The sequence below is a fragment of the Aquisalinus flavus genome (assembly GCF_014640095.1).
In the GTDB taxonomy this organism is placed as follows: Bacteria; Pseudomonadota; Alphaproteobacteria; order Caulobacterales; family Parvularculaceae; genus Aquisalinus; species Aquisalinus flavus.
Window position 1 is genome coordinate 1,253,567 of sequence record NZ_BMGH01000001.1, and the last position, 21,220, is coordinate 1,274,786.

Annotated in this window: 18 protein-coding genes and 1 tRNA gene; 4 read left to right on the plus strand and 15 right to left on the minus strand. The window is 61.6% G+C overall.

Annotated features, from left to right (window positions below; all coding sequences use genetic code 11):
* Positions 1-126: 126 nt before the first annotated feature.
* The 11 genes from dnaE to IEV88_RS05800 form a co-directional block, all read right to left on the minus strand.
* The gene (gene dnaE / locus IEV88_RS05750; RefSeq protein ID WP_188160294.1) at positions 127-3,600 is read right to left on the minus strand and encodes a DNA polymerase III subunit alpha; all 3,474 of its coding nucleotides are present in this window, start codon (positions 3,598-3,600) and stop codon (positions 127-129) included.
* A gap of 286 nt (positions 3,601-3,886) precedes the next feature.
* Positions 3,887-4,591 (minus strand): ABC transporter ATP-binding protein, encoded by a 705-nt coding sequence (locus tag IEV88_RS05755; protein WP_188160563.1) that lies wholly within the window; start codon positions 4,589-4,591, stop codon positions 3,887-3,889.
* Between the two features lie 20 nt (positions 4,592-4,611).
* On the minus strand, positions 4,612-5,925 hold the full coding sequence (locus IEV88_RS05760; protein WP_188160295.1) for a lipoprotein-releasing ABC transporter permease subunit: 1,314 nt from the start codon (positions 5,923-5,925) through the stop codon (positions 4,612-4,614).
* 145 nt (positions 5,926-6,070) lie between these two features.
* Entirely contained in the window at positions 6,071-7,438 is a 1,368-nt protein-coding gene (locus IEV88_RS05765; protein ID WP_188160296.1) for a DUF2254 domain-containing protein, read from the minus strand.
* Positions 7,435-8,469 (minus strand): succinylglutamate desuccinylase/aspartoacylase family protein, encoded by a 1,035-nt coding sequence (locus IEV88_RS05770; protein WP_188160297.1) that lies wholly within the window; start codon positions 8,467-8,469, stop codon positions 7,435-7,437. The genes IEV88_RS05765 and IEV88_RS05770 overlap by 4 nt, the downstream gene beginning before the upstream one ends.
* A 9-nt stretch (positions 8,470-8,478) precedes the next feature.
* Positions 8,479-9,384, minus strand: a complete 906-nt coding sequence (rimK, locus tag IEV88_RS05775; protein ID WP_188160298.1) for a 30S ribosomal protein S6--L-glutamate ligase — start codon at positions 9,382-9,384, stop codon at positions 8,479-8,481.
* A gap of 16 nt (positions 9,385-9,400) precedes the next feature.
* The gene (locus tag IEV88_RS05780; protein ID WP_188160564.1) at positions 9,401-9,823 is read right to left on the minus strand and encodes an ATP-dependent zinc protease family protein; all 423 of its coding nucleotides are present in this window, start codon (positions 9,821-9,823) and stop codon (positions 9,401-9,403) included.
* 20 nt (positions 9,824-9,843) lie between these two features.
* Positions 9,844-11,187: a proline--tRNA ligase gene (gene proS, locus IEV88_RS05785; protein ID WP_188160299.1), complete on the minus strand. Its 1,344-nt coding sequence runs from the start codon at positions 11,185-11,187 to the stop codon at positions 9,844-9,846.
* Positions 11,188-11,381: 194 nt separating this feature from the next.
* Positions 11,382-11,810: a Fur family transcriptional regulator gene (locus tag IEV88_RS05790; protein ID WP_188160300.1), complete on the minus strand. Its 429-nt coding sequence runs from the start codon at positions 11,808-11,810 to the stop codon at positions 11,382-11,384.
* 222 nt (positions 11,811-12,032) lie between these two features.
* Complete coding sequence (locus IEV88_RS05795) at positions 12,033-14,252, minus strand: TonB-dependent receptor (protein WP_188160301.1); 2,220 nt, start codon at positions 14,250-14,252, stop codon at positions 12,033-12,035.
* A 72-nt stretch (positions 14,253-14,324) separates the two neighbouring features.
* The gene (locus tag IEV88_RS05800) at positions 14,325-14,618 is read right to left on the minus strand and encodes a hypothetical protein (RefSeq protein WP_188160302.1); all 294 of its coding nucleotides are present in this window, start codon (positions 14,616-14,618) and stop codon (positions 14,325-14,327) included.
* Between the two features lie 220 nt (positions 14,619-14,838).
* Between IEV88_RS05800 and IEV88_RS05805 the strand changes: the two genes are divergently transcribed.
* Positions 14,839-14,914, plus strand: a tRNA-Thr gene (locus IEV88_RS05805).
* A 19-nt stretch (positions 14,915-14,933) separates the two neighbouring features.
* On the opposite strand, the gene IEV88_RS05810 is transcribed toward IEV88_RS05805, so the two are convergent.
* Positions 14,934-15,863: a M23 family metallopeptidase gene (locus tag IEV88_RS05810; protein WP_188160303.1), complete on the minus strand. Its 930-nt coding sequence runs from the start codon at positions 15,861-15,863 to the stop codon at positions 14,934-14,936.
* The gene (locus tag IEV88_RS05815; RefSeq protein ID WP_188160304.1) at positions 15,860-16,429 is read right to left on the minus strand and encodes a hypothetical protein; all 570 of its coding nucleotides are present in this window, start codon (positions 16,427-16,429) and stop codon (positions 15,860-15,862) included. Before IEV88_RS05815 ends, IEV88_RS05810 begins: the two co-directional genes overlap by 4 nt.
* A 401-nt stretch (positions 16,430-16,830) precedes the next feature.
* Between IEV88_RS05815 and IEV88_RS05820 the strand changes: the two genes are divergently transcribed.
* On the plus strand, positions 16,831-17,259 hold the full coding sequence (locus IEV88_RS05820; protein ID WP_188160305.1) for a c-type cytochrome: 429 nt from the start codon (positions 16,831-16,833) through the stop codon (positions 17,257-17,259).
* 18 nt (positions 17,260-17,277) lie between these two features.
* Here the strand turns inward: IEV88_RS05820 and IEV88_RS05825 are convergent, their stop codons facing one another.
* On the minus strand, positions 17,278-18,828 hold the full coding sequence (locus IEV88_RS05825; RefSeq protein ID WP_188160306.1) for a GNAT family N-acetyltransferase: 1,551 nt from the start codon (positions 18,826-18,828) through the stop codon (positions 17,278-17,280).
* 150 nt (positions 18,829-18,978) lie between these two features.
* On the opposite strand from IEV88_RS05825, the gene IEV88_RS05830 reads away from it, so the two are divergent.
* On the plus strand, positions 18,979-19,383 hold the full coding sequence (locus IEV88_RS05830; RefSeq protein ID WP_188160307.1) for a VOC family protein: 405 nt from the start codon (positions 18,979-18,981) through the stop codon (positions 19,381-19,383).
* Between the two features lie 84 nt (positions 19,384-19,467).
* On the opposite strand, the gene IEV88_RS05835 is transcribed toward IEV88_RS05830, so the two are convergent.
* Complete coding sequence (locus IEV88_RS05835; protein ID WP_229731418.1) at positions 19,468-20,316, minus strand: class II aldolase/adducin family protein; 849 nt, start codon at positions 20,314-20,316, stop codon at positions 19,468-19,470.
* A 136-nt stretch (positions 20,317-20,452) separates the two neighbouring features.
* Here IEV88_RS05835 and IEV88_RS05840 point away from each other — a divergent pair, with 136 nt between their 5' ends.
* On the plus strand, positions 20,453-21,220 hold the full coding sequence (locus IEV88_RS05840; RefSeq protein ID WP_188160308.1) for an NAD kinase: 768 nt from the start codon (positions 20,453-20,455) through the stop codon (positions 21,218-21,220).

A 21,220-nucleotide genomic window follows, 5' to 3' on the forward strand; every position in this document is an offset into this window, starting at 1 on the left:
CCGAAGATCATGTCCCGCGTGTGTGATGGGGGGCGGCATAGGCCCAAATGGGGCGCATTTCAACAGAAAAATCGCGTATTTCAACGCTACTGGCCGCTGCCAAGCCTCGGCGCGGGGCAAACAGCGTCAGACCAGTTCGACATCGGCGACCCCTTCGATCGTCTTGATCGCGCCCTTCATGGCGACCGTCGCCGCGACCTCGCCTGGCAGCTTCATTTCGACTTCGCAGCCGGTTTCCGGCAGATAGAGCAGGATCGCTGCCGTGCCGGTTGCCTCAGCAGGCTTGCCGCTCTCGAACAGGCGCCGCCGGATCGACGGCAGGGCCTCCGGCGTCATCACCGAAATCCGCAACTCGGCTTTCGTCGTCGCGGCAGCCCGTTCCAGCAATTGAACGCCCTCGCCGGTGAGGCGAATCTCGCCGTCGCGGTCCTCGGCGGTCACCGACATCAACACCAGCTTGCCGGGCTGGAGATGGTCGCGTGCCGCTTCGAGCAATTCAGAGAAGACGGTGACCTCGAACTCGCCGGTCTGGTCCGACAGGGCGATCCAGGCGAATGGCTTGCCGGTCTTCGAGCGGCGCGGCGTGAAGGCGCGGATGACCCCGGCGATCGCCAGATTGATCCGCGTATCGGCGGCGCGCTGGGCGACCTCCGTAAACGGGACGACATTCAGCTTGCGCAGGGCGGCAGCATAGTCGTCGAGCGGGTGGCCGGAGAAATAGAAACCGATGGCGGCGCGTTCATTGTCGAGCCGCTCCAGCGGCGGCCAGTCATCGGCCTTTTTCAGCGGCGGCCGGGCCAGCGCCGGCGTCTCGGCTGCGCCGAACAGGCCGCCCTGATCGGACTTGCGCTCCTCGGCGACGGCAGAGGAATAGCGCACGAGGAAATCGGCATTGGCGAAAATCTGCGCCCGGTTCGGATGGATCGAATCGAAGGCGCCAGCCTTGGCGAGGTTTTCAAAGCCGCGCTTGCCGATCATACGGCCATCGACGCGCTCGACGAAATCGAAGATGTCGGCGAACGGGCCGCCCTCGCGCCGGGTCTCGGCGATATGCGCCATGGCCGCCTCGCCGACATTCTTGATCGCGCCGAGGGCATAGACGATGGCGCCGCCCTGATCCGACGTGTCGCCATCATGTTCGGGGTCTGCCTTCACGGTGAAATCGGCTTCGGACACATTCACGTCCGGCGCCAGCACGGTGATGTAGCTGGCCCGTGCCTCTTTCATGAAGACGGCCAGCTTCTCGGTATTGGCGCGATCGAGCGACATCGACGCGGCGAGGAATTCCGGCCCGTGATTGGCCTTGAGCCACGCTGTCTGATAGGCGATCCAGGCATAGGCGGCGGCGTGGGACTTGTTGAAGCCGTAACCGGCAAATTTCGCCACCATCTCGAAGATCGATTCCGCCTTGGCGCGGTCGACATTGTTCGCCTCCGCGCCCTCGACGAAGCGGATCTTCTGCTTGTCCATCTCCTCTTTTTTCTTCTTGCCCATGGCGCGGCGCAGAAGGTCGGCCTCGCCGAGGGAGTAGCCCGACAGGACCTGCGCGATCTGCATGACCTGCTCCTGATAGATGATGACCCCGTAGGTCTCCTTCAGGATGGTTTCCAGCAGCGGATGAAAATAGTCCGGCTTCTCGCGCCCGAACTTGCGCTCGATATAGGTCGGGATGTTCTCCATCGGCCCCGGCCGGTAGAGCGACACGAGCGCGATGATGTCTTCGAGCGTGTCGGGCTTGAGGCCGCGCAGGGTCGAGCGCATGCCGGTACTTTCAAGCTGGAACACGCCGACCGCCTGCCCCTCGCCCAGCATGTCATAGGTGTTCCGGTCATCGGTCGGGATATGATCGATGTCGATGGTGACCTTGCGCCTGGCCAGAAGCTCGACCGCGCGGCGGATGACAGTCAGCGTCTTCAGGCCGAGGAAGTCGAATTTCACGAGGCCCGCCGGCTCGACCCATTTCATGTTGAACTGGGTCGCCGGCATGTCGGAGCGCGGATCGCGATAGAGCGGCACCAGCTCGTCGAGGGGCCGATCGCCGATCACGACGCCGGCGGCGTGGGTCGAGGCATGACGGTAGAGGCCTTCGAGCTTCTGCGCCTTGACCAGCAGGTCGGCGACCTGGGCATCCTTGTCGCGTTCCTCGCGCAGCCGCGGCTCGGTATTGATCGCCTCGCGCAGGGTGACCGGGTTGGCCGGGTTGTTCGGCACCAGCTTGCACAGCCGGTCGACCTGCATGAACGGCATGTTCAGGACGCGGCCGACATCGCGCAGCACCGCGCGGGCCTGCAGCTTGCCGAAGGTGATGATCTGGGCGACCCGGTCACGGCCATATTTCTCCTGCACGTAGGAAATCACCTCGTCGCGCCGGTCCTGGCAGAAATCGATGTCGAAGTCGGGCATGGAGACCCGCTCGGGATTGAGAAAGCGCTCGAACAGCAGGCCGAAGCGCAACGGGTCGAGATCGGTGATCGTCAGCGACCAGGCGACGAGCGAGCCCGCCCCGGAGCCCCGCCCCGGTCCGACCGGCACGCCATGCGCCTTGGCCCATTTGATGAAGTCGGCAACGATCAGGAAGTAGCCGGGAAAGCCCATGCCGCGGATGATCTGGAGTTCCTTGTCGAGCCGGGCCCAATAGTCCTCGACCGGCGCGGCGGGCGTGCCATCGGCAAGGCGCCGCTCCAGCCCCTCGCGCGCCTGACGGGCAAGCTCCGCCGCCTCGCCATCGACGTCATCGGCAAAGCGCGGCAGGATCGGCTCGTGCTGACGCGGGCGGAAGGCGCAGCGCCGGGCGATGAGCACGGTATTCTCGACCGCTTCGGGCAAGTCCTCGAACAGCTGCGCCATCTCCGCGCTCGACCTGAAGTAATGATCGGCAGCAAGCTGGCGGCGGTCGTCCATATGCACATAAGCGCCCCCGGCGATACACAGGAAGGCATCATGCGCCTCGTGATCGTCCGGTGACGGGAAATAGGGCTCCGCCGTCGCAACCACCGGCAAGTGGCGGTCATAGGCGAGACCGAGCAGCTGGTTCTCATAGGGCTGCCGGAAGCCCCCGCGGCCATCGGCATGACGCTGGATCTCGACATAAAGCCGGTCGCCGAAGATCGCCTGCAACCGCGCGACCAGCTCCGCCGCCTCGTCGTCGCGGTCGAGGGCAAGGAACCGGTCTACCGGCCCGTTGGGTCCGCCGGTCAGACAGATCAGCCCGTCGGCACGGGCCGCGATCCGCTCCAGCGAGGAGGCGACGGCAGTTTCACTGGCCGACGACAGGAAGGCCTCGCTGGTCAGTTTGAGGAGGTTGCGATAGCCGGTCTCGCTGCTGGCAAGCAGAACGAGCGACGGCAGCGGGCCGATCGACGGTTGCGGCTGCCCCAGCGCTGCCGGATCGAGCGCCAGTTGCAGGCCGGTGATCGGCTGGATACCGGCGCCGGCGAGCACTTCGGACGCCTCCAGGGCGCCGAACAGATTATTCGTGTCGGTGACGGCAACGGCCGGCATCTCATGCTCGAGACACAACTCCTTCAGCCGGGCGATATGGATTGCCCCTTCGGCGAGCGAATAGGAAGAATGGAGATGAAGATGGATGAACGGCTGCATGATGTCTCCTTAGCCCGATTTGCCCGCCTTTCATGCCGCCGAGTTTTCCCCAATCGCGTCCGGATCAGCCGGCGAGAAGCCCGCTCCAAAGATACACCGCCGCCACCAGACCGAGCATGACGCCGAGACCGAGACCATCACGGATGAGATGTGCGTTCATGAGACCCTCCTTCACTTGTTCGTCTTATGTTCCCTTCTTGATATTCTCTTTTTGTTCTCATGTCCAGTATTTTGTGGCCGGGCCGTCAGGCGCGTGCAATACGCCCGAAAATGAAAGGGTTGGAGCCTATTCGCCGAGAATGGTGACGGTACTCTCGTCGATCTCGACCGGAACCAGACGGCGGTCCTTGATCGCGACGACCCGGTCCATGCGCGCCGCGAGCGCCCGGTCATGGGTTGCAATCAGCGCGGCCAGCCCCCGCTCCTGCACGATCGCCAGGAGCGCATCGAAGACCCGGCCCGACGTCTCGACGTCGAGATTGCCGGTGGGCTCATCGGCCAGCAGCAGGGACGGCTCGTTGGCCAGCGCCCGCGCCACCGCAACCCGCTGCTTCTCGCCGCCCGAGAGTTGCGCCGGCTGGTGCTGCAAGCGTTCGCCAAGACCGAGATTGGTCAGGATCGAGGTCGAGCGGATGTCAGCCTGCTTCTGGCTGTGCCCGGCGATGAGCTGCGGCAGCGAGACATTGCCGAGCGCGGTGAATTCGGGCTGGAGATGATGGAACTGGTAGACGAAGCCCAGCGTGTCGCGGCGCAGGCGCGTGCGCTCCGCATCGTTCAACATCGACGTCGCCCGGCCATTGATATAGACCTCGCCGCTCGTCGGCTCCTCGAGCAGGCCGGCGACATGCAGGAGCGAGGACTTGCCCGATCCTGACGGCCCGAGCAGCGCGACGACCTCGCCCCTCCCGATCGAAAAATCAACGCCTTCGAGCACTTTCAACTCACCGTAAAAACGGTCAAGCTTTTCAAGACGCAGGACTGTTTCTTTCATATCGCTCATGACCTTGCCTCTTACTCGTAACGCAGCGCTTCGACGGGATCGAGGCTGGCGGCGCGCCAGGCCGGATAGAGCGTCGACAGGAAGGACATGACCAGCGAGAACGAGACGACGGAGATCACCTCGGCCATCTGCACCCGCGCCGGCATCTGGTCGAACAGATAGACGTCCGCCGGGAACAGGCGGAAGCCGAACCAGTCGGACAGGGCCATTTCGATCGGTCCCACATTGAGGCTGATCAGGATGCCGAGGACCAGGCCGGTCAGCGTGCCGAGGAAACCGATCATCATCCCCGACAGGAAGAAGATGCGCATGATCGACCCGCGCGTCGCGCCGAGGGTGCGCATCACGGCAATGTCGGACATCTTGTCCTTCACCAGCATGACGAGGCCGGTAATGATGTTGAGCACGGCCACGGCGAGGATCAGCGACAGGATGATCCGCATCAGCGCCCGTTCGGTCTGCAGCGCGTTGAAATAGGTCTGGTGCAGGTTCTGCCAGTTATAGGCAAAGAGCGTATCGCTCAGCCGGGAAATGATCCGCTCCTGATAGGGCCGGATGTCCTGCGGCTGGTCGACGCGCACCTCGATCTTGTCGACAGCATCGCCGCGACGGAAGAACAGCTGGGCCTGCTGCAGCGGCATGTAGATGAAGCCGCTGTCATATTCCGACATGCCGATCGCATAGATTGCGCCGACATAATATGTCTTGTCGCGGATCGGCGCCGTGCCCATCGGCGTCTCGGCCCCGCCTGCGGTGATGACGGTCACGGGGCTGCCGATGCCGACCCCGAGGCTGGCCGCGAGCCGCCGGCCCATGACTATCTCGTTGCCGCCATTACGGCCCTCACCGAATGTCTCGAGCGAGCCTTCGAGCAGATGGCCCTCGCCGGCGATCATGTCTATATTGCGCAGGTCCTCCGGCTCGATGCCGTAGGCAATGGCGGCGGTCTGGCCTGCGGCGGTGAGATAGACGTAGTCCTGGACGATCGGGATCGCCGACTCTACGCCGGCAATCTGGCGCAGTTCCTCGCTGATGGCGGGGTATGCCGTCAGCTCGGTATCCTGTGTCGCCTCGACATAGATATGCCCGTTCACGCCGAGCAATTGTTCCAGCAGCTTGGCACGGAAGCCTTCCATCACCGACATGACGACGATCAGTACCGTGACGGCGAGCGCGATGCCGATAAAGGCGATGATCGAGATCAGCGAGACGCCCGACCCCTTCTTGGTCGCTGAAATATAACGCCGCGCCACGGTCCATTCGAACAGGCCGAAGGGCCGTGTTGCCGAGCCTGTCGATGTGGCGGTGTCTGTCGATGCGGTCATGGTCTCGCCCGGCGCCCTGAAGTTGACAATTGCCAGACCATGGGCGGCTTCATCAAGCCCGGCAAGTGTTGTCTGCTTAATAATTCACCTGAAGAAAGGCGAACAGAGAATGGCTTTGCGTCCTCAACCCGGCTGGGATGAACGCTCATGCCCAGCCCTCCATCCACTTGTACCGCTCACCGGCCCTGAAGCGCGACAGACCATTGCGCAGCACGGCTTCAAGATCGTCGACGCGGGCGGCGATCTCCCGGCGATCATCTTCGCTGATCATCGCCACCATAGCCGCCTTTTCCAGCGCCCGGGCGTGATGGAGGACCACCGCCTTGCGCGCCGGATCGTCGACATCGAACAGCACATTGGCCAGAACCGTCAGTGTCGACAGGCTGGCATTGCGGTCCCTCGCCACATAAGGGCGGATGCGGTCGAAGATAAGGCTGGCGATTTCCTCGAAATCCAGCGGCCGCGCGATGACACGGATATGGCCCTCCTCGTCCCGGCGCATCGCCGCTGGAGACTTCCCGCGACCCGCCGCAGTCAGCGCCGCCCCCATCCAGTGGATCGTATCCGTCGCCGTATAGGGGTCGTTGATACCGGGAGACAGGGCACGCGCGGTGATCCCGGTCAGCTGGTCGATCAGGAAACCGACGTCCTGATCCGGCGTTTTCGCCGCGCCCCATGCATAGCAGGAGCGGATCGCCACCAGCGCTTCCGTCGAGGCATTTTCCGGCGGCCATATCCAGGCAAGCGGCCGGTCGTCGGCGACGAAGTCGCCCGGGCGCCGGGTCACGCGCACGATCAGCCCCTTGTCTTTCGCCGTCTTGAAGATCGCTTCGGCCGACAGCGTGTAGATATAGCCCGTACCATTGGCGAGAACCGGCACGGCATCCTGCAGGAACCCTTCGGGCAGCTCAGGCGCAGCGCTGCCGCCATTGCCCTCACCCAGCTCCTCGGGAAAGCGGCTCCGGATATTGTCGATCAGATCCCTCCCCAGCCGGGCGATGACATTGGAGACATGCAACGTCTCGAGGATATGGTGAATGAAATAGATGAACATGATCAGGCTCGCGCCTGCAAAGAAAAGGGCGATAATCACCGTCAGATGCGGCACGAAGGTCGTCTCGCCCGCATGCACGCGATAGAGCGCGAGCAGGCAATAGACGAAGGTCGCGATAAAGATGCCCAGCACTGCCTGGTTCGACTTGTCGCGCATGAATTCCGGGATGATATGCGGCCCATACTGACCTGACGCGAAGACGATGGCGGCGATGGTGATGGAGAACACGATACCGGCGACGGAAAGCATCGACCCGCCGACGAGGGTCAGGATGGCACGCGCGCCCTCCGGGCTGCCCGATCCGAACCAGCTGATCTGTGTAAAGACCTCTTTATCGAGTATGACGTCGAGCTGCAGCGACCCGAACGCAAGGAGGATGGCCCCGGACACGATCGTCCCGGGCACAAACCAGTAACTCGCCTTGATCCGGCGATAGAGAGCCAGCGCCCGCGTCTTCATACAATCTCCGTATCGAACAGCGGATCGCTGCCGAGTTGCTTCTCGAGGGACTGGATATCCTCGTCGGTTGCGCCGGGGTCGAACACTTTCGCGATGTGAAAGATCGCATCGCCCTGATTGACGGCGGGCATGTTCGAACGGCCGATGATTATGCCGCTGATCGGCGCCCGCAGCTCCTTTTCCTCATGGCCAAGCGGAGCGGAGACGATGGAGAGCACCTCCCCCTTCTCTACGGCATCTCCAAGGCCCTTCAGAAGGCGCATCAGGCCGCCGGAGGGCGCACGCACCCATAGGCTGAGCTTGGACATGACCGGCTCGTTCGCGCCCTGCGCAAAGCCCCGCCGGTGTAGCATGCCGAGATGCTGCATCACGCGCATCACGCCCTTCACCCCGATGCGCACGGCGAACTCGTTGAACCGCAGCGCCTCGCCTGCCTCATAGAGGAGCGTGTTGACACCGACCGCCTGCGCTGCCTCGCGCAAAGATCCGTCGCGGATATCCGTCTTCAGGATGATCGGCGCGCCGAACGCGGCGGCCATGTCCTTTACAGCGCTGCTTGCAAGGTCCGCCCTGATCTGGGGCAGGTTTTCCCGGTGGATAGCGGCGGTATGCAGGTCGATGCCATAATCGGACCGCGAGACGATTTCTTCCATGAACTTGTAGGCCAGCTGCCCTGCGAGCGAGCCGCTCTTCGACCCCGGGAACGACCGGTTGAGGTCGCGCCGGTCCGGCAGGTAGCGGGAGTTGGCAATGAAGCCATAGGTGTTGACGATCGGGATCAGCAGCAGCGTGCCGCGGACCTTTTCAACCGTCAGCTTGCTGACGAGCCGCCGGATGATTTCCGCCCCGAGGATTTCATCGCCATGGATCGCCGCCGAGACGAACAGCACGGGGCCGGGCTTCCTGCCGTGCATGATATGCACCGGCATCGAGACCTTGGTGTGATCGGACAGGACACTGAGGGGCAATTCGACTGTCTTCTGGGTGCCGGGGTCGATGGTCTGCCCACCAATCGGGAATGGCTCTCGCATCCGGCGCTACTATCCCTTGCCTCTGGTCTTCGTCTTGCCGGGAACCGCTGCCTTCTCGATATGCTCGATGATCTTGCCAGCGACGTCTATGCCCGTTGCCGTCTCGACGCCCTCAAGGCCGGGCGAGGAATTGACCTCCATCACGACCGGGCCATGATTGGAACGGAGCAGATCAACGCCACACACATTCAGGCCCATGGCCTTGGCCGCCGCCATCGCGGTGGAACGCTCGGTCGGGGTGATCTTGATCGCCCTGGCCGATCCGCCGCGATGCAGGTTGGAGCGGAAATCGCCCTCCTTGCCCTTGCGCATCATCGCCGCGACGACCTTGTCGCCGACGACGAGGCAGCGGATATCCTCGCCATTTGCCTCTTTCACGAATTCCTGCACCAGGATGTCGGTCGAGACCGACGAGAATGCCTGTATGACAGACTCGGCAGATTTGTTGGTCTCGGCAAGCACGACACCCAGCCCCTGCGTTCCCTCCAGCAGCTTGATGACAACCGGTGCACCGCCCATCAGTTCCAGCATCTTTGCAGCGTCGGAGGTCCTGTGGGCAAAGATCGTGACCGGCAGCCCGATCCCCTTGCGCGCCAGCAGCTGCAGCGACCGCAGCTTGTCGCGCGAGCGCGAGATCGCGACCGATTCATTGACGGGATAGACGCCCATCATCTCGAACTGGCGCAGAATGGCGGTACCGAAGAAAGTCACCGAGGCACCGATGCGCGGGATCACCGCGTCATACATGCCGAGCTTTTCGCCGCCATAGATGATCTCGGGCTTGTGGGCCGCGATATTGATATAGCACCGCAGGTGATTGATGACGTCGATCTCGTGACCGCGCGCCTGGGCAGCCTCGACAAGGCGCCTGTGCGAGTAGAGATTGGCGTTGCGGCACATCAGTGCGAGTTTCATGGACAACCTTTGTTGGTTACTGTTCTGTCTTTTGTTTCTGCACAAACGACCTTGATGGATCGATGAGATAGCGCTTGCGCAGGGCCTCCCGCCCCACCAGCGCCCGGAACCCCATCTGGTCACGGTTGGTCAGGGTGAATTCCGCCGGCCACACGTCGCTGCCAATCTGCAGCTCGGTACGGATCACATAGCGGATTTCCTCCTTACCGTTTGAACTTCTTACCGCGCGCCGGTCGGCCACAGGCGCTTCGCAGTAAATCTCCGGTTTTTTCTTGCGCTGTACCGGATGGATATAGAACGAAACGAACAGCGCGCCATCGCGGTCGAACTCCCGCACCTTGTAGGCGTGAATGGCAGAGGTCTTGGCACCGGTATCGATCTTGGCCTTCATGCGGTCTATGCCGAAGGCAGGCAGGCCGATCCATTCGCGCCAGCCCAGGGTTTTCGCCGGTGCCTTCTTCACGCCGGAACGAGGGCCGAGATGATCTTCCCGGTCACATGATCCAGCGCCTCATCGGGCGTCAGTTCGATGCGCTCGCCGCTATGGCGCTCCTTGACCTCGACATGGCCGGTGGCAAGACCGCGCGGCCCGACAACCATTTGATATGGCAGGCCGATCAGGTCCATGCGGGCGAACTTCTCGCCCGGGCGAGCCGGTGTATCGTCATACAAGACCTCGATACCGGCGCCTTGCAGCTTGGCATAGAATTCCCGGCACAGGCGGTCGCTTTCCTCATCGCCCGGTTTGAGGTTGATGAGCCCGACATGGAACGGCGCCACCGGTACCGGCCAGCGGCAGCCATCCTCGTCGTGATAGGCCTCGATCAGGGCCCCCATCAGGCGGGATACACCGATGCCGTAGGAGCCCATTTGAACCGGCACGTTGCGGCCGTCATGGCCGGACACAACACAATTCATCGGCGCGGAATATTTGGTGCCGAAGAAGAAGATATGACCGACCTCGATCCCGCGAGCGGTGATGCGGTCATCCTCCGGCACCTTCTCGAATTCTTTTTCGTCATACATCTCGTCCGTCGCTGCGTACAGAGAGGTGCGCTCCCGAACGAACGGCTCAAGGTCGCCATCGAAATCGACATCGGAACCCGGTACGGCCATGTCGATCAGCTCGCGATGACAGTAAACCTGGCTCTCGCCGGTTTCCGCCAGCACGATGAACTCGTGCGATAGGTCGCCGCCGATCGGGCCGGTATCGGCCTTCATCGGCACGGATTTCAGGCCCAGGCGGTTAAAGGTGCGCAGGTAAGCAACGAACATCTTGTAATAGGACTTGCGTGCCGCTTCCTCGGTCAGGTCGAAGGAGTAAGTGTCCTTCATCAGGAATTCGCGGCCGCGCATGACACCGAAGCGCGGACGGATCTCGTCGCGGAACTTCCACTGGATATGGTAGAGCATTTTCGGCAGGTCCTTGTAGGACCGTGTGCCCGCGCGGAAGATCTCGGTGACGAGTTCTTCATTGGTCGGGCCATAAAGCATTTCGCGGTCATGGCGGTCGGTGATGCGCAGCATCTCCTTGCCATAGGCCTCATAGCGGCCGCTCTCCCGCCAAAGCTCGGCCGACTGGATAGTCGGCATCAGCATTTCCACTGCCCCGGCGCGGTCCTGTTCCTCGCGCACGATCTGCTCGATCTTCTTGAGGACCCGATAGCCGAGCGGCAGCCAGGAATAGATTCCCGCCGCGCCCTGGCGAATCATGCCGGCGCGCAGCATCAACTGATGGGAAATGATCTGTGCATCCGCCGGCGTTTCTTTCATCAGCGGCAGATAAAAGCGGGAAAGGTACATGTGTGTTTGGTCCTGTCAGAATATCAGGCCTCTTTAGGTACGCCCGGGCCTGTTGTCCATATCTGTCCTGATGCCTGCGCACGGCGCAGAACGCAAGGAAAGCATACCTTCATGAAAGCCGCCAACACGAATTGAACAGGAATGATACCGACCGGACTGTCCGGGGACAGGCCTTGCGCAGGTCAGTGGACCAGTCAGGCCGACTTGCTGCAGCAATAGCCGGTCACTTCGATACGCAGCCGGTCGAGCGAAAATCCGTTCTGCAGGGCGCTGTCGCGCGCGGCTTCTTCCAGTTGCTCGCTGCCGATCATCCGGCTGTTGCCGCAAGTATCGCAAACAAGGAAAACCGGAATGTCAGACGCCGCCGAACTCGTGACCGAATACGCCTTCGTGGAGTCCAGCTTGTAGACAAGGCCCATTTCCATCAGATCCGACAAGGCCCGATAAACCGTCATCGGTGCCCGGACCCCCTCATCCTTGACCCGTTCCAGCAGGGCATAGGCTTTCATGGGGTTACCGTCGCGCTTCAGGGCATCGAACACGATTGCCTGGTTGCGGCTGAGGCTGTTGGCCCCCTTTTCCCGCTGCGCTGCGCCGGCTGCGTTGTTTCCATAGTCCACCATGACACCCCTATCCTGTCTGACGGGTCCGGGACGGCTTTTGCACGCGACGCCTGCCCGGCGACCCTTCGTTCGGGACGGTCAGCTTGCAAGACGCGATACAATCACTGATTGAACCTGACGATCCGTTCCCAATGGTTAAAGAGTATAATTTCCACGCCTGAATCACAACCGGTTTTTATACTGGCTGTGATATCAGGCGCGGAAATGGACCCTTATGTCCGCCTAGAAACCGGCCTCGAACGAGACCCTCAAATTACGCCCCGGCAACGGTACCTGGTCCTTGAGGAAAGACGTATGCTGACGCGCTTCCTCGTCCGAAAGGTTGTTTGCCGACACACGAAGGGCCAGTTTCTCGTTCTGCGGGAACGGCCGGTAGGTCACGTACAGGTTGAGCAGCGTGTACGCGTCTGTTTCCATCTCGAACGCTGCGATCTCATCCTGCTCCGCCGCGTAATCAACTTCCCCGCGAATCGATACCCGGTCCCAGTCGGCATTGAGGCCGGCGAGAACACCGAGCGGCGGGATACGCGGCAGGTTGCCATTGCCGCCACCGATCTCGGCGAGAACATATTCGACAGAACCATCGGCAATGAATTCGGCACCGAAGGCCGAGCCGAGCAGCATGTCGGCCTCGGCCTCGAACCCGCTGAAGGTCGCATCGGTAGCCTCATAGGCAAAGACCGGCAAGCCGTCTTCCTCCTCGCCGGTTTCGGCCTGATAGATATAGTCCTGATAGTCTGTATAGAAACCGTTGAGGGTAAAGTTCAGCCGCTGATAGCGTCCGCGCAGCACGGCCTCGGCGCCGGTGCTGGTCTCCAGACCGAGCGAGGCGTCGCCGACCTCGAAGGCCTCGGTCGCCAGGTGCGGGCCGTTGGAGAACAGCTCCTCGGTGGTGGGCGCCCGCTCTGTACGGAACACCGTGCCGCCGATCTTGACATTCTCCGTCAGCTGGTAGCCGGTTCCGCCGGACACGCTGAACCCGTCAAAGGACAGGTTCGTGCCCATGTCATCCTCGTGCTCGGTGCGCTCATAGCGCGCCGCACCTTCGAAATGCCACGGGCCTGTCTCATAGTCCTGGAAGGTGAAGATACCGACCTGACTGGTCTCGGTCGCCGGCACGAAGGCCTCCTCACCGATGGCCGAGAACTCGCGCTGGCGCATCTGCACCCCACTCGCCCCGCGCCAGCCACCCTGCGGGCGCTGGACCAGTTCGACCCGGCCCTCCCAGCCCTGATTGGCGAAGATCGTGCCGACCTCGCCCGATGGCTCTATCTCGCGATGCTCATAATCCGAGATGCCGAGAGCGACGCGCACCGTTTCGAACGCTGTGGTACCGAGCCTGTATTCGCCGCGCAGGTCATAGCGCAGCTGCTCGAGATTGATGCGAACACCGCCCTCTCCTTCCCCGCCATGCTCATGCTCGTGATCATGATCGTCGTCATGGTCGTCATGATCGTCATGGTCGTCATCATGATCGTCGTCTTCGTGATCGTCATCATGACCTTCTTCACCATGGGCATGATCATGACCAGCCGGAATGCCATAGTCCGAATTCGTTTGCTTGACGGCAATTCCGAAGGTGAAGCGGTCATTGATGACGGATGTACCGAAGGACACGGCGCTGGTCTCAAAGCTGGAATTCTCCAGGGTACCGAAGGCCTCTTCCTCTTCATGCTCGTCATGATCAGCGTGATCGTCATCATGATCATCGTCATGATCGTCTTCGTGATCTTCTTCCTCCATAGCCCGGAAGGCGGCGGATTCGGCGAAGCCAGGAATGTCGTAATCGTCAGCCTCGCGCAGGGCGGCGTCGAAATGCATGACGACGGATGTATCACCGAATTTTGCCGCCTCGAAATCGGTCGCGAAGGCGACATCGCGGCCGTCGTCGACGCTCGACGCCCCGACGCGCACGCTTGCTTCAAGTCCGTTCTCAGGCACGGCGAACGGGATGCGTCCGTCGATGACGTTGACGACGCCGCCGGACCCCGATGAGCCATAACGCAGCAGACCGGTGCCGCGGATGATCTCGACCTGTTCGGCCTGGGCCGGTTCGACGGCGACGGCGTGGTCGACGCTCGACGATGACGCATCGATGGAGCCGATGCCATTGTCGAGCACCTGGACCCTGTCGCCGCCCTGCCCGCGGATGATGGGACGGCTGGCGCCCGGCCCGAAGAAGCTGGAGGAAACGCCGGGTTCGGCCTTGAGCATCTCGCCGATCGTGTTGCTCATCCGTCTCTGGATTTCCTCGCGGGTAACGACGGAGGCGCCGATCAGCAGGTCATCCTGTTCCTTGGCGATGGGCGATGCGGTGACGACGATGGTGTCCTCGCCGGTGTCTGCCGGTGATTGATCCTGTGCCTGGGCGTGTACGGTGGTGAGCCCTGCCAGACAGATGGCGGAAATGGCGCCGGACAGGCGCAGCTGTTGCTTGAGCATGTAAATATTCTCCAATAATCGCGATAGAGCCCGCGCGCGAAAGCGCACTGGCAGTGTCCGTCCGTGTCGTGATTACTGGAGAAGTGGCGGGCCGCGCTGGCGCAGCGTTGCGGGCGTGAGAGACGCCAGCGAGGGCGACTGGGCCAGAGGCTCTTCAGCAACATCGCCGATTGGCTGCAGCAGCATCGGCAGGTCGGGAAGATCGGCATCGCCATCGCGCTGGACAACATGGCCGAGCAGACAGGTTTCGCCGCCATGGCCGTGGTCGAGGTCGCCATACTGGACCGCGTGGGCCGCGGCAGCGCTTTGCAGCAACACATAGAACACAGCAAAAACGGCCAGAAGCATCCTGCTCCTGGCAGCCATGTCCCGAATCCGGTCAAATGCTGTCATGCTCTGCATGGAAAAAGTGATATCATATCACATCTTGCCCGGCAAAGGCTTTCCGCCTGCGATGCGATGCTGGCCGGCTTTGCCAGTCTAGGCGGCACTTTCTGTGTCATCGCCATCGCACCGGACGCTACGCCGCAGCATTGAATTCCGAGGATTGACGCTGCCGCCAATTTCAGGGATATACCCGGATCTGGCCCCTATAGCTCAGCTGGTAGAGCAACTGATTTGTAATCAGTAGGTCGTTCGTTCGAGTCGGACTGGGGGCACCACTCACACCCTTTTCGATCTCTACTCCCTCAGCTTTGCATCATACGCCGACACCAGGGTCATGTACGGGTTTACCTTGGTGAACAGCGGATCGGCGCCGTCGCTGGCAACGTAGTTTTCATACATCTCGAAATGGAGATGGATGGTCGTGGCCACGGAACTTCCATCCGAATTGTAGAAATCGTTGGAAATGACGCCAATGCGCTGGCCCTGCGCGACATCGTCACCGAGCGCGACTTCGAGCGCGCCCATATTGAGATGCAGGTAATTGTAGATCGTCCCGTCAGCCGTCTGCAACGTTACCCAATGCCGGCGCACATCGATGACCCGGGCATCTTCAACCGCAACGGCCCAGTGAACATTCTTGGTGCAGCTTGCCGGGCGGATATCGAGCCCTTCATGCCCGCCGCCGGGACACAGGTCCTGATTGCGCGACCGCTTCTCGCAGAAAGTGTCCTGCCAGGGATAGTCGTAGTTTGCGATCTCGCACTGGCCGCCTTCCATACCATTCAGGCTGCCCTGATAACCGCCATACCGATAGACCTGCGAATTGAGGAATACCCGGTCCTCCGTCGGGAAGACGATATCAGGGCGATAAACCGTATCATCCACGAACCCCGGCCCGCTCAGGGGCAGGAGATCGCCGACCGGCAGGTAGGCAAAGACATCACCCTGTGCGTCCGTCAACGGGGTATCGGTCGGCGGAATATCCTCGTCCTCGTCACCAGGCAGCGTGTCGGGCGGATCCTCGGGGATTGCCCCAGAGGGCGCATCAGGCTCCTCGATTGCGGAACCCTCGTCCTCCAGTTCATCAGCGAACTGAGGGGGCACACTTTCCACCGCCTGCTTCTCGTACCACCACACGGCAAGGAAACAGAGACTTACGATGGCAAGCCCGATCAACAGGTTGACTGTCGTGTTGCCCTTCTGGGTTTCAGATCCTGCCCTCATTGTCCACTCCCCGCATTTTCGTTGAGAAGGACCATGGACGACGCAAGCGAGACGATAAAGTCATCCTCCGCGCAGCGGGCATCACCGTCCGGATCGTCACACATCAGCGACAGAACATAGCCGCACCCGAATCGCGAAAAGGACAGGTCCGTGGAACTGTCACTCCGGGTTATGACATATCGTGCACCAAGGCCCGGCAAGGGCGGACGGGCACTGCGCATCCGCTCCATCGCGACGCGCGGTGCCGGCGGATCCTCGAGCACAAGGCGTTTTCGCGCCCCTGATATCCGGAAGGCAAGATTGTTGCCGGCATCGGCAATCGCGGAATAGGCATCGGCCTGGCCGAACACCTGCACGCTGGCCAGAATTTCATCCGAGCCCGGCACGAGAACAGGCATCTGAACGGCATCCACCTCGCTGGGGCGCACGCGCTGCAACTGCGTGGGCGCCAGGGCCCGAAGCCCTTCCAGCCGGGGAACGGAAGCGGCACTCGCGGCATTGGCACCAGCCGCATCGCGGCGGCGGGTTTCGGCCATGGTCGCGCTGACATCGTCCCAGTCAACCATGGCCCTGTCATTTCTCAAGGGCGGCCTGCCGATGGGCGGCGGCTGCAATCGCGGTCGCGTCTGAGCCCGTTCGACCAGAAATTCCCGTGTCCGCAGCAAGCGATCAGCCGGGGACATCCGCGCGTCACTCGCAATATCCGTCTGGCTATCGTCTGTTTCCGGATCGTTATCGCTCTGCGCACCAGCGGTGTGAGCCATAAATGCGATTACCGCAGTAACCAGCGCAGTAACCAGCAAGGACAGGTACCGTCGTCCCATCATTCTCTCCCCAACCCTCATACACCCGCGCCGAGACTACTCCCAATTTCCGTCAGTCACAACATTTTGCCGCATGCCGAGCGCCTGTGAGCACGTGACGGCTCGCCGGAAGCAGATTATACAGCTGTGTACGGAGGCTCACCATGACCGGAAAATCGAACGTTCTCATGGCCTTGTCGGCGGTATCGCTGATGTTACTGTCGGCTTGCGGCAATAGCGACCCGGCCACGCCGCAACTAAGCGACGAGGAGCGCCTCGCCATGGCGCCAAGCATCGAGAACGGCCAGCGCCAGTTCCTGCAATGCGCCGTATGCCATGACCGCATCGAGGGTACAGGCCATCGGGTCGGACCGAACCTCTGGGGCATTGCCGGCGCGCCGGCCGCCCGGCACGAGGATTTCACCTATTCCAAGGCGCTCGAGCGGTCAGGCATCGTCTGGGATGCGGCATCGCTGGACGCCTATATTGCCGACCCGAAAGCGGTCGTGCCGGGCGGCCGCATGGCCTATGCCGGGCTCGATAACGACGCCGACCGGCGCGATCTCGTGGCCTATCTCGAAACGCTGGAATAGGCACAGCCGGGTCAGAGCCTAACCGCCATCCTTCCAGTCGAGCTTGTACAGATCGAAGCGGCGGTCGCGCAAATTGCGTACCGTGCCCTGTGCCCGCGCCCAGGTAATGTCGGTGAAGTCCAGATCGGCGACGGCGACAGTCTCGACATTCTCGCTCGTCTCCGCTGCGATGCCGTCCCGCGCAAAGGGATAATCGCACGGCGTCAGGATGCAGGACTGCGCATACTGAATATCCATGTTCTCGACATTGGGCATGTTCCCGACATTGCCCGACATGACGACATAGCACTGGTTCTCGATTGCCCGTGCCTGGGCGCAATAGCGCACCCGCAGATAGCTCTGGCGGGTGTCGGTGCAGAACGGCACGAACAGGATGCGGGCACCTTCATCCGCCAGGCGGCGGGCCAGCTCCGGAAACTCCGAGTCATAGCAGATCAGGATGCCGATCGGACCGCAATCGGTCTGGATGACGCTGATTTCGTCACCACCCTGAATGTTCCACCAGTAGCGTTCATTCGGCGTTGGATGGATTTTCTCCTGGGCATGGACCGATCCGTCGCGCAGGAAGACATAGGCGACATTCTGGATTTCACCGTCTTTTGTTCGGGTCGGGTGCGAGCCGCCGATGATGTTGATGTTATAGCCGATCGCCATTTCCCGCATCTTCTCGACAAAACGGGGTGTGTAGCGCGTCAGTTTCTCGATCGATTCAGCCGGCGACAGCTTCTTCGGCTCCAGCGCCAGCAATTGCAGGGTGAACAGTTCCGGAAAAACGACGAAGTCGGAGCGATAATCGGCCGTCACGTCGACGAAATACTCCACATTGGCCATGAACTCGTCGAAGGAAGAAACCATCCGCGCCGAGAACTGCACCGTTGCCACGCGCACATCTTCCTTCTGGCCATGGGGCAGTTCCGTCTCGCCGGGCATTTCCTTCGCGTAGGGGTTCCGCCAGATCATGTGGCTGGCATAACCGCCTGACGCCTTGTCGGATGCAAGATAGTTATTCAGTACACCAATAGGCTCGAACCCCTGCCGCAGCTGGAAGCTGATGACCTGGTCGGACGTCTTGCGGTTGACCACCGCGTTGAGATATTCCTGCGGCGTCGGATAGGTCTTCTTGCGGCGTTGCCAGCCGGGCATGCGCCCGCCGAAGACGATACCCTTCAATCCCTGCCCCTCGGCAAGTCCCTGCCTGGCATCATAGAGCCGCTGGCCGATACGCAGCCGGCGGCGGGTCGGGTCGACCAGCACCTCCATGCCATAGAGCCAGTCGCCAGCGCGGTCATGTCGGGAAGCATAGCCGCCGCCGGTGATCTCCATCCAGCTATGGTCACCCATCGCGGTTTTCTCGTCGATCCGGAAGCTGGCCGCATAGCCGACGATCTCATCGTCATATTCGACGACGAACTGGCCCTCGGGAAAGGCGGCGATCTGGCCACGGATCATGCCTGCCGTGCAGGAATTGCCCTCGCCATAGACGCGGATGCTCAGCTCATGGATTGCTTGCACGTCTTTGGGGGTGGCGACGCGGATATTGAGGGAGGCGGAAGTACGTTTGTTTGTCATGCCCCTATAAATGGACGCGTTGCAGTCCCTGTCAAACCGGCCCTCCAAATACGCTCCGGCAACGCCTGGTGTGACACGTTAAGACAGGCATCGACAGGGCCAGCGCAGCCTGTCACCTTTTGAGTTTGCGGAATAACACGGGAGGCAGACATGACAGCAAAACACGCAGGACAGCTACTATGGACAGACCTGACGGTGAAGAATGCCGAGGAAGTCCGTGCCTTCTATGAGGCCGTTATTGGCTGGATATCCCAGCCGGTCGAGATGGAAACCCGTACCGATTACATGATGGTTGCCGCCGGCGAGCGCCCGACAGCGCCGGAGGGCATGGACAAGATCGCTGCGGGCATCTGCAATGCCGTTGCCGAAATAGCGGATTTGCCCCCGCAATGGCTGAACTATTGGGGCGTTGATGACCTCGACGCCAGCCGAGCCGCCTGCGAGGCCCATGGCGGGAGATTGCTGACCGGGATCAAGACCCATGGCAACAGCCGCTACTGCGCCATAGCCGACCCGGCAGGCGCCGTCTGCGGCCTCTTCGAGCAGAATGACTGATCTGCCCGAACAAGATTCCGCGCCAGCGCCCTGGAGCGATAGACTAATCCGCGTTCAAACGATTCAGCGAGAGTGCCGGTTTGACTAGTGGTCGTATCCCGGGTTCTGGCGCCTCAGCTTGCGCATCAGGCCGGGCCAGGTGAGATTGTCGCCCAGCCCCCTGGCAAAGCCTGGCGCGCCCTGCTGGCGCACAAGACTGCCCATCTCCTCGGGCTCCTCGATCAGATTTTCGGTTCCCGCCGCCTGCGCCAGGATCTGCGTCTTGCAGGCCTGTTCGAGGAAATACATCCGCAGGAAGGCGATGGCGCAATTCTCGCCCATGGTCAGCGTGCCATGATTGCGCAGCATCAGCAGGTTCTTCTCGCCAATATCCTTAACGAGCCGCTCTCGCTCCGACAGGTCGAGCGCGATGCCTTCGTAATCGTGATAGGCAAGATCGTCGTGCACGATCATTGAAAACTGGGTATAGCGCCGCAGGCCGCCTTTCTGCACCGACACGGCAACGCCATAGGGCGTGTGCAGGTGCAGGACGCAATTGGCGTCATGCCGGTTCATGTGTACGGCGGAATGGATGGTGAACCCGGCCGGGTTGGGAAAATACGGTGTCCGGCCGGCGAGATTGCCGTCGACGTCGATCTTGATCAGGCTGGACGCGGTCATCTCGTCGAACAGAACGCCATAAGGGTTCATCAGGAAGCGCGCCTTGCCGTCCTCGTCCGGCAGGCGCAGCGAGATATGGGTGAAGACGAGGTCGTCCCAGCCATAAAGCGCTGCCAGCCGGTAGGTCGCGGCCAGATCGCAGCGCAGCGCCCATTCGACGTCGGAGACCTGGCCCTTGAGGCTGTCGATGCCTGCAGGGTCGGGTATATCAAACCCCTTGACCACGCCGATGGCCTCGGCCTGGTCCATCCCTGCTGTGTGCTGGATAGTCATGACGGGCGCTCCTTCCACTGGTTTTTGTCTGGCTTTTGCCTTGGCCATAACTTGCCGGATCATGGTATGCGTGTTCAAGAGTTTGTGGCAGTAGCACCAGAGCAAGCTCGGAACACGTCAGCAGGATCAGGCACTTATGGACTCGACCCGGATAGCCTTTCTGGCCAGCGACAAGCCTGAAGCCCAGGAGGCGCTGCAGGGCCTTGCCCATCGCTATGGCAATCTCCCGGTTGAGGCCGCCGACATCATTGCGCCCATCGGCGGCGATGGCTTCATGCTGGAAACCCTGAAAGCCTATATGGGGGCCGACAAGCCGATCTATGGCATCAACCGCGGTACCGTCGGCTTCCTGATGAACAGTTTCTCGATCGAGGACCTGCCGCGGCGCATTGCCAATGCCGAGGCTGCCCGCATCCGTCCGCTGGAAATGACGGCGACGGACCGCGATGGCGCCGAGCAGACGGCGATCGCCTTCAACGAGATTTCGCTGCTGCGCGAGACCCGCCAGACCGCCCGCATTGCCATCCATGTAAACGGCAAGACACGGATGGACATGCTGATCTGCGACGGCATTCTGCTCTCCTCTCCCATTGGCTCGACCGCCTACAACCTCTCCGCCCATGGTCCGATCATTCCCATCGGCGCGAAATTGCTGGCCCTGACACCGATCAGCGCCTTCCGGCCACGCCGCTGGCGCGGTGCCCTCCTGCCTCATGATGCCGAAGTCAGTTTCGAGATCCTGGAGCCGGGATTGCGACCCGTTTCGGCGGTTGCAGACAATTACGAAGTCCGCCGTGTCTCGAAGGTCACGGCTGTCGAAAGCCGCCATCATGTCGTGACCATGCTCTATGACAATGATCACTCCCTCGAGGAGCGCATCGTGCGCGAGCAATTCTCCTACTAA

Coding starts and splice junctions, on each gene's coding strand:
- IEV88_RS05810 (WP_188160303.1), bottom strand. CDS start 15,863: ATGAGGGCAGGATCTGAAACCCAGAAGGGCAACACGACAGTCAACCTG.
- IEV88_RS05765 (WP_188160296.1), bottom strand. CDS start 7,438: ATGAAGACGCGGGCGCTGGCTCTCTATCGCCGGATCAAGGCGAGTTAC.
- IEV88_RS05815 (WP_188160304.1), bottom strand. CDS start 16,429: ATGGTTGACTGGGACGATGTCAGCGCGACCATGGCCGAAACCCGCCGC.
- IEV88_RS05820 (WP_188160305.1), top strand. CDS start 16,831: ATGACCGGAAAATCGAACGTTCTCATGGCCTTGTCGGCGGTATCGCTG.
- IEV88_RS05770 (WP_188160297.1), bottom strand. CDS start 8,469: ATGCGAGAGCCATTCCCGATTGGTGGGCAGACCATCGACCCCGGCACC.
- dnaE (WP_188160294.1), bottom strand. CDS start 3,600: ATGCAGCCGTTCATCCATCTTCATCTCCATTCTTCCTATTCGCTCGCC.
- rimK (WP_188160298.1), bottom strand. CDS start 9,384: ATGAAACTCGCACTGATGTGCCGCAACGCCAATCTCTACTCGCACAGG.
- IEV88_RS05755 (WP_188160563.1), bottom strand. CDS start 4,591: ATGAAAGAAACAGTCCTGCGTCTTGAAAAGCTTGACCGTTTTTACGGT.
- IEV88_RS05825 (WP_188160306.1), bottom strand. CDS start 18,828: ATGACAAACAAACGTACTTCCGCCTCCCTCAATATCCGCGTCGCCACC.
- IEV88_RS05830 (WP_188160307.1), top strand. CDS start 18,979: ATGACAGCAAAACACGCAGGACAGCTACTATGGACAGACCTGACGGTG.
- proS (WP_188160299.1), bottom strand. CDS start 11,187: ATGTACCTTTCCCGCTTTTATCTGCCGCTGATGAAAGAAACGCCGGCG.
- IEV88_RS05840 (WP_188160308.1), top strand. CDS start 20,453: ATGGACTCGACCCGGATAGCCTTTCTGGCCAGCGACAAGCCTGAAGCC.
- IEV88_RS05790 (WP_188160300.1), bottom strand. CDS start 11,810: ATGGTGGACTATGGAAACAACGCAGCCGGCGCAGCGCAGCGGGAAAAG.
- IEV88_RS05795 (WP_188160301.1), bottom strand. CDS start 14,252: ATGCTCAAGCAACAGCTGCGCCTGTCCGGCGCCATTTCCGCCATCTGT.
- IEV88_RS05800 (WP_188160302.1), bottom strand. CDS start 14,618: ATGGCTGCCAGGAGCAGGATGCTTCTGGCCGTTTTTGCTGTGTTCTAT.
- IEV88_RS05835 (WP_229731418.1), bottom strand. CDS start 20,316: ATGACTATCCAGCACACAGCAGGGATGGACCAGGCCGAGGCCATCGGC.
- IEV88_RS05760 (WP_188160295.1), bottom strand. CDS start 5,925: ATGACCGCATCGACAGACACCGCCACATCGACAGGCTCGGCAACACGG.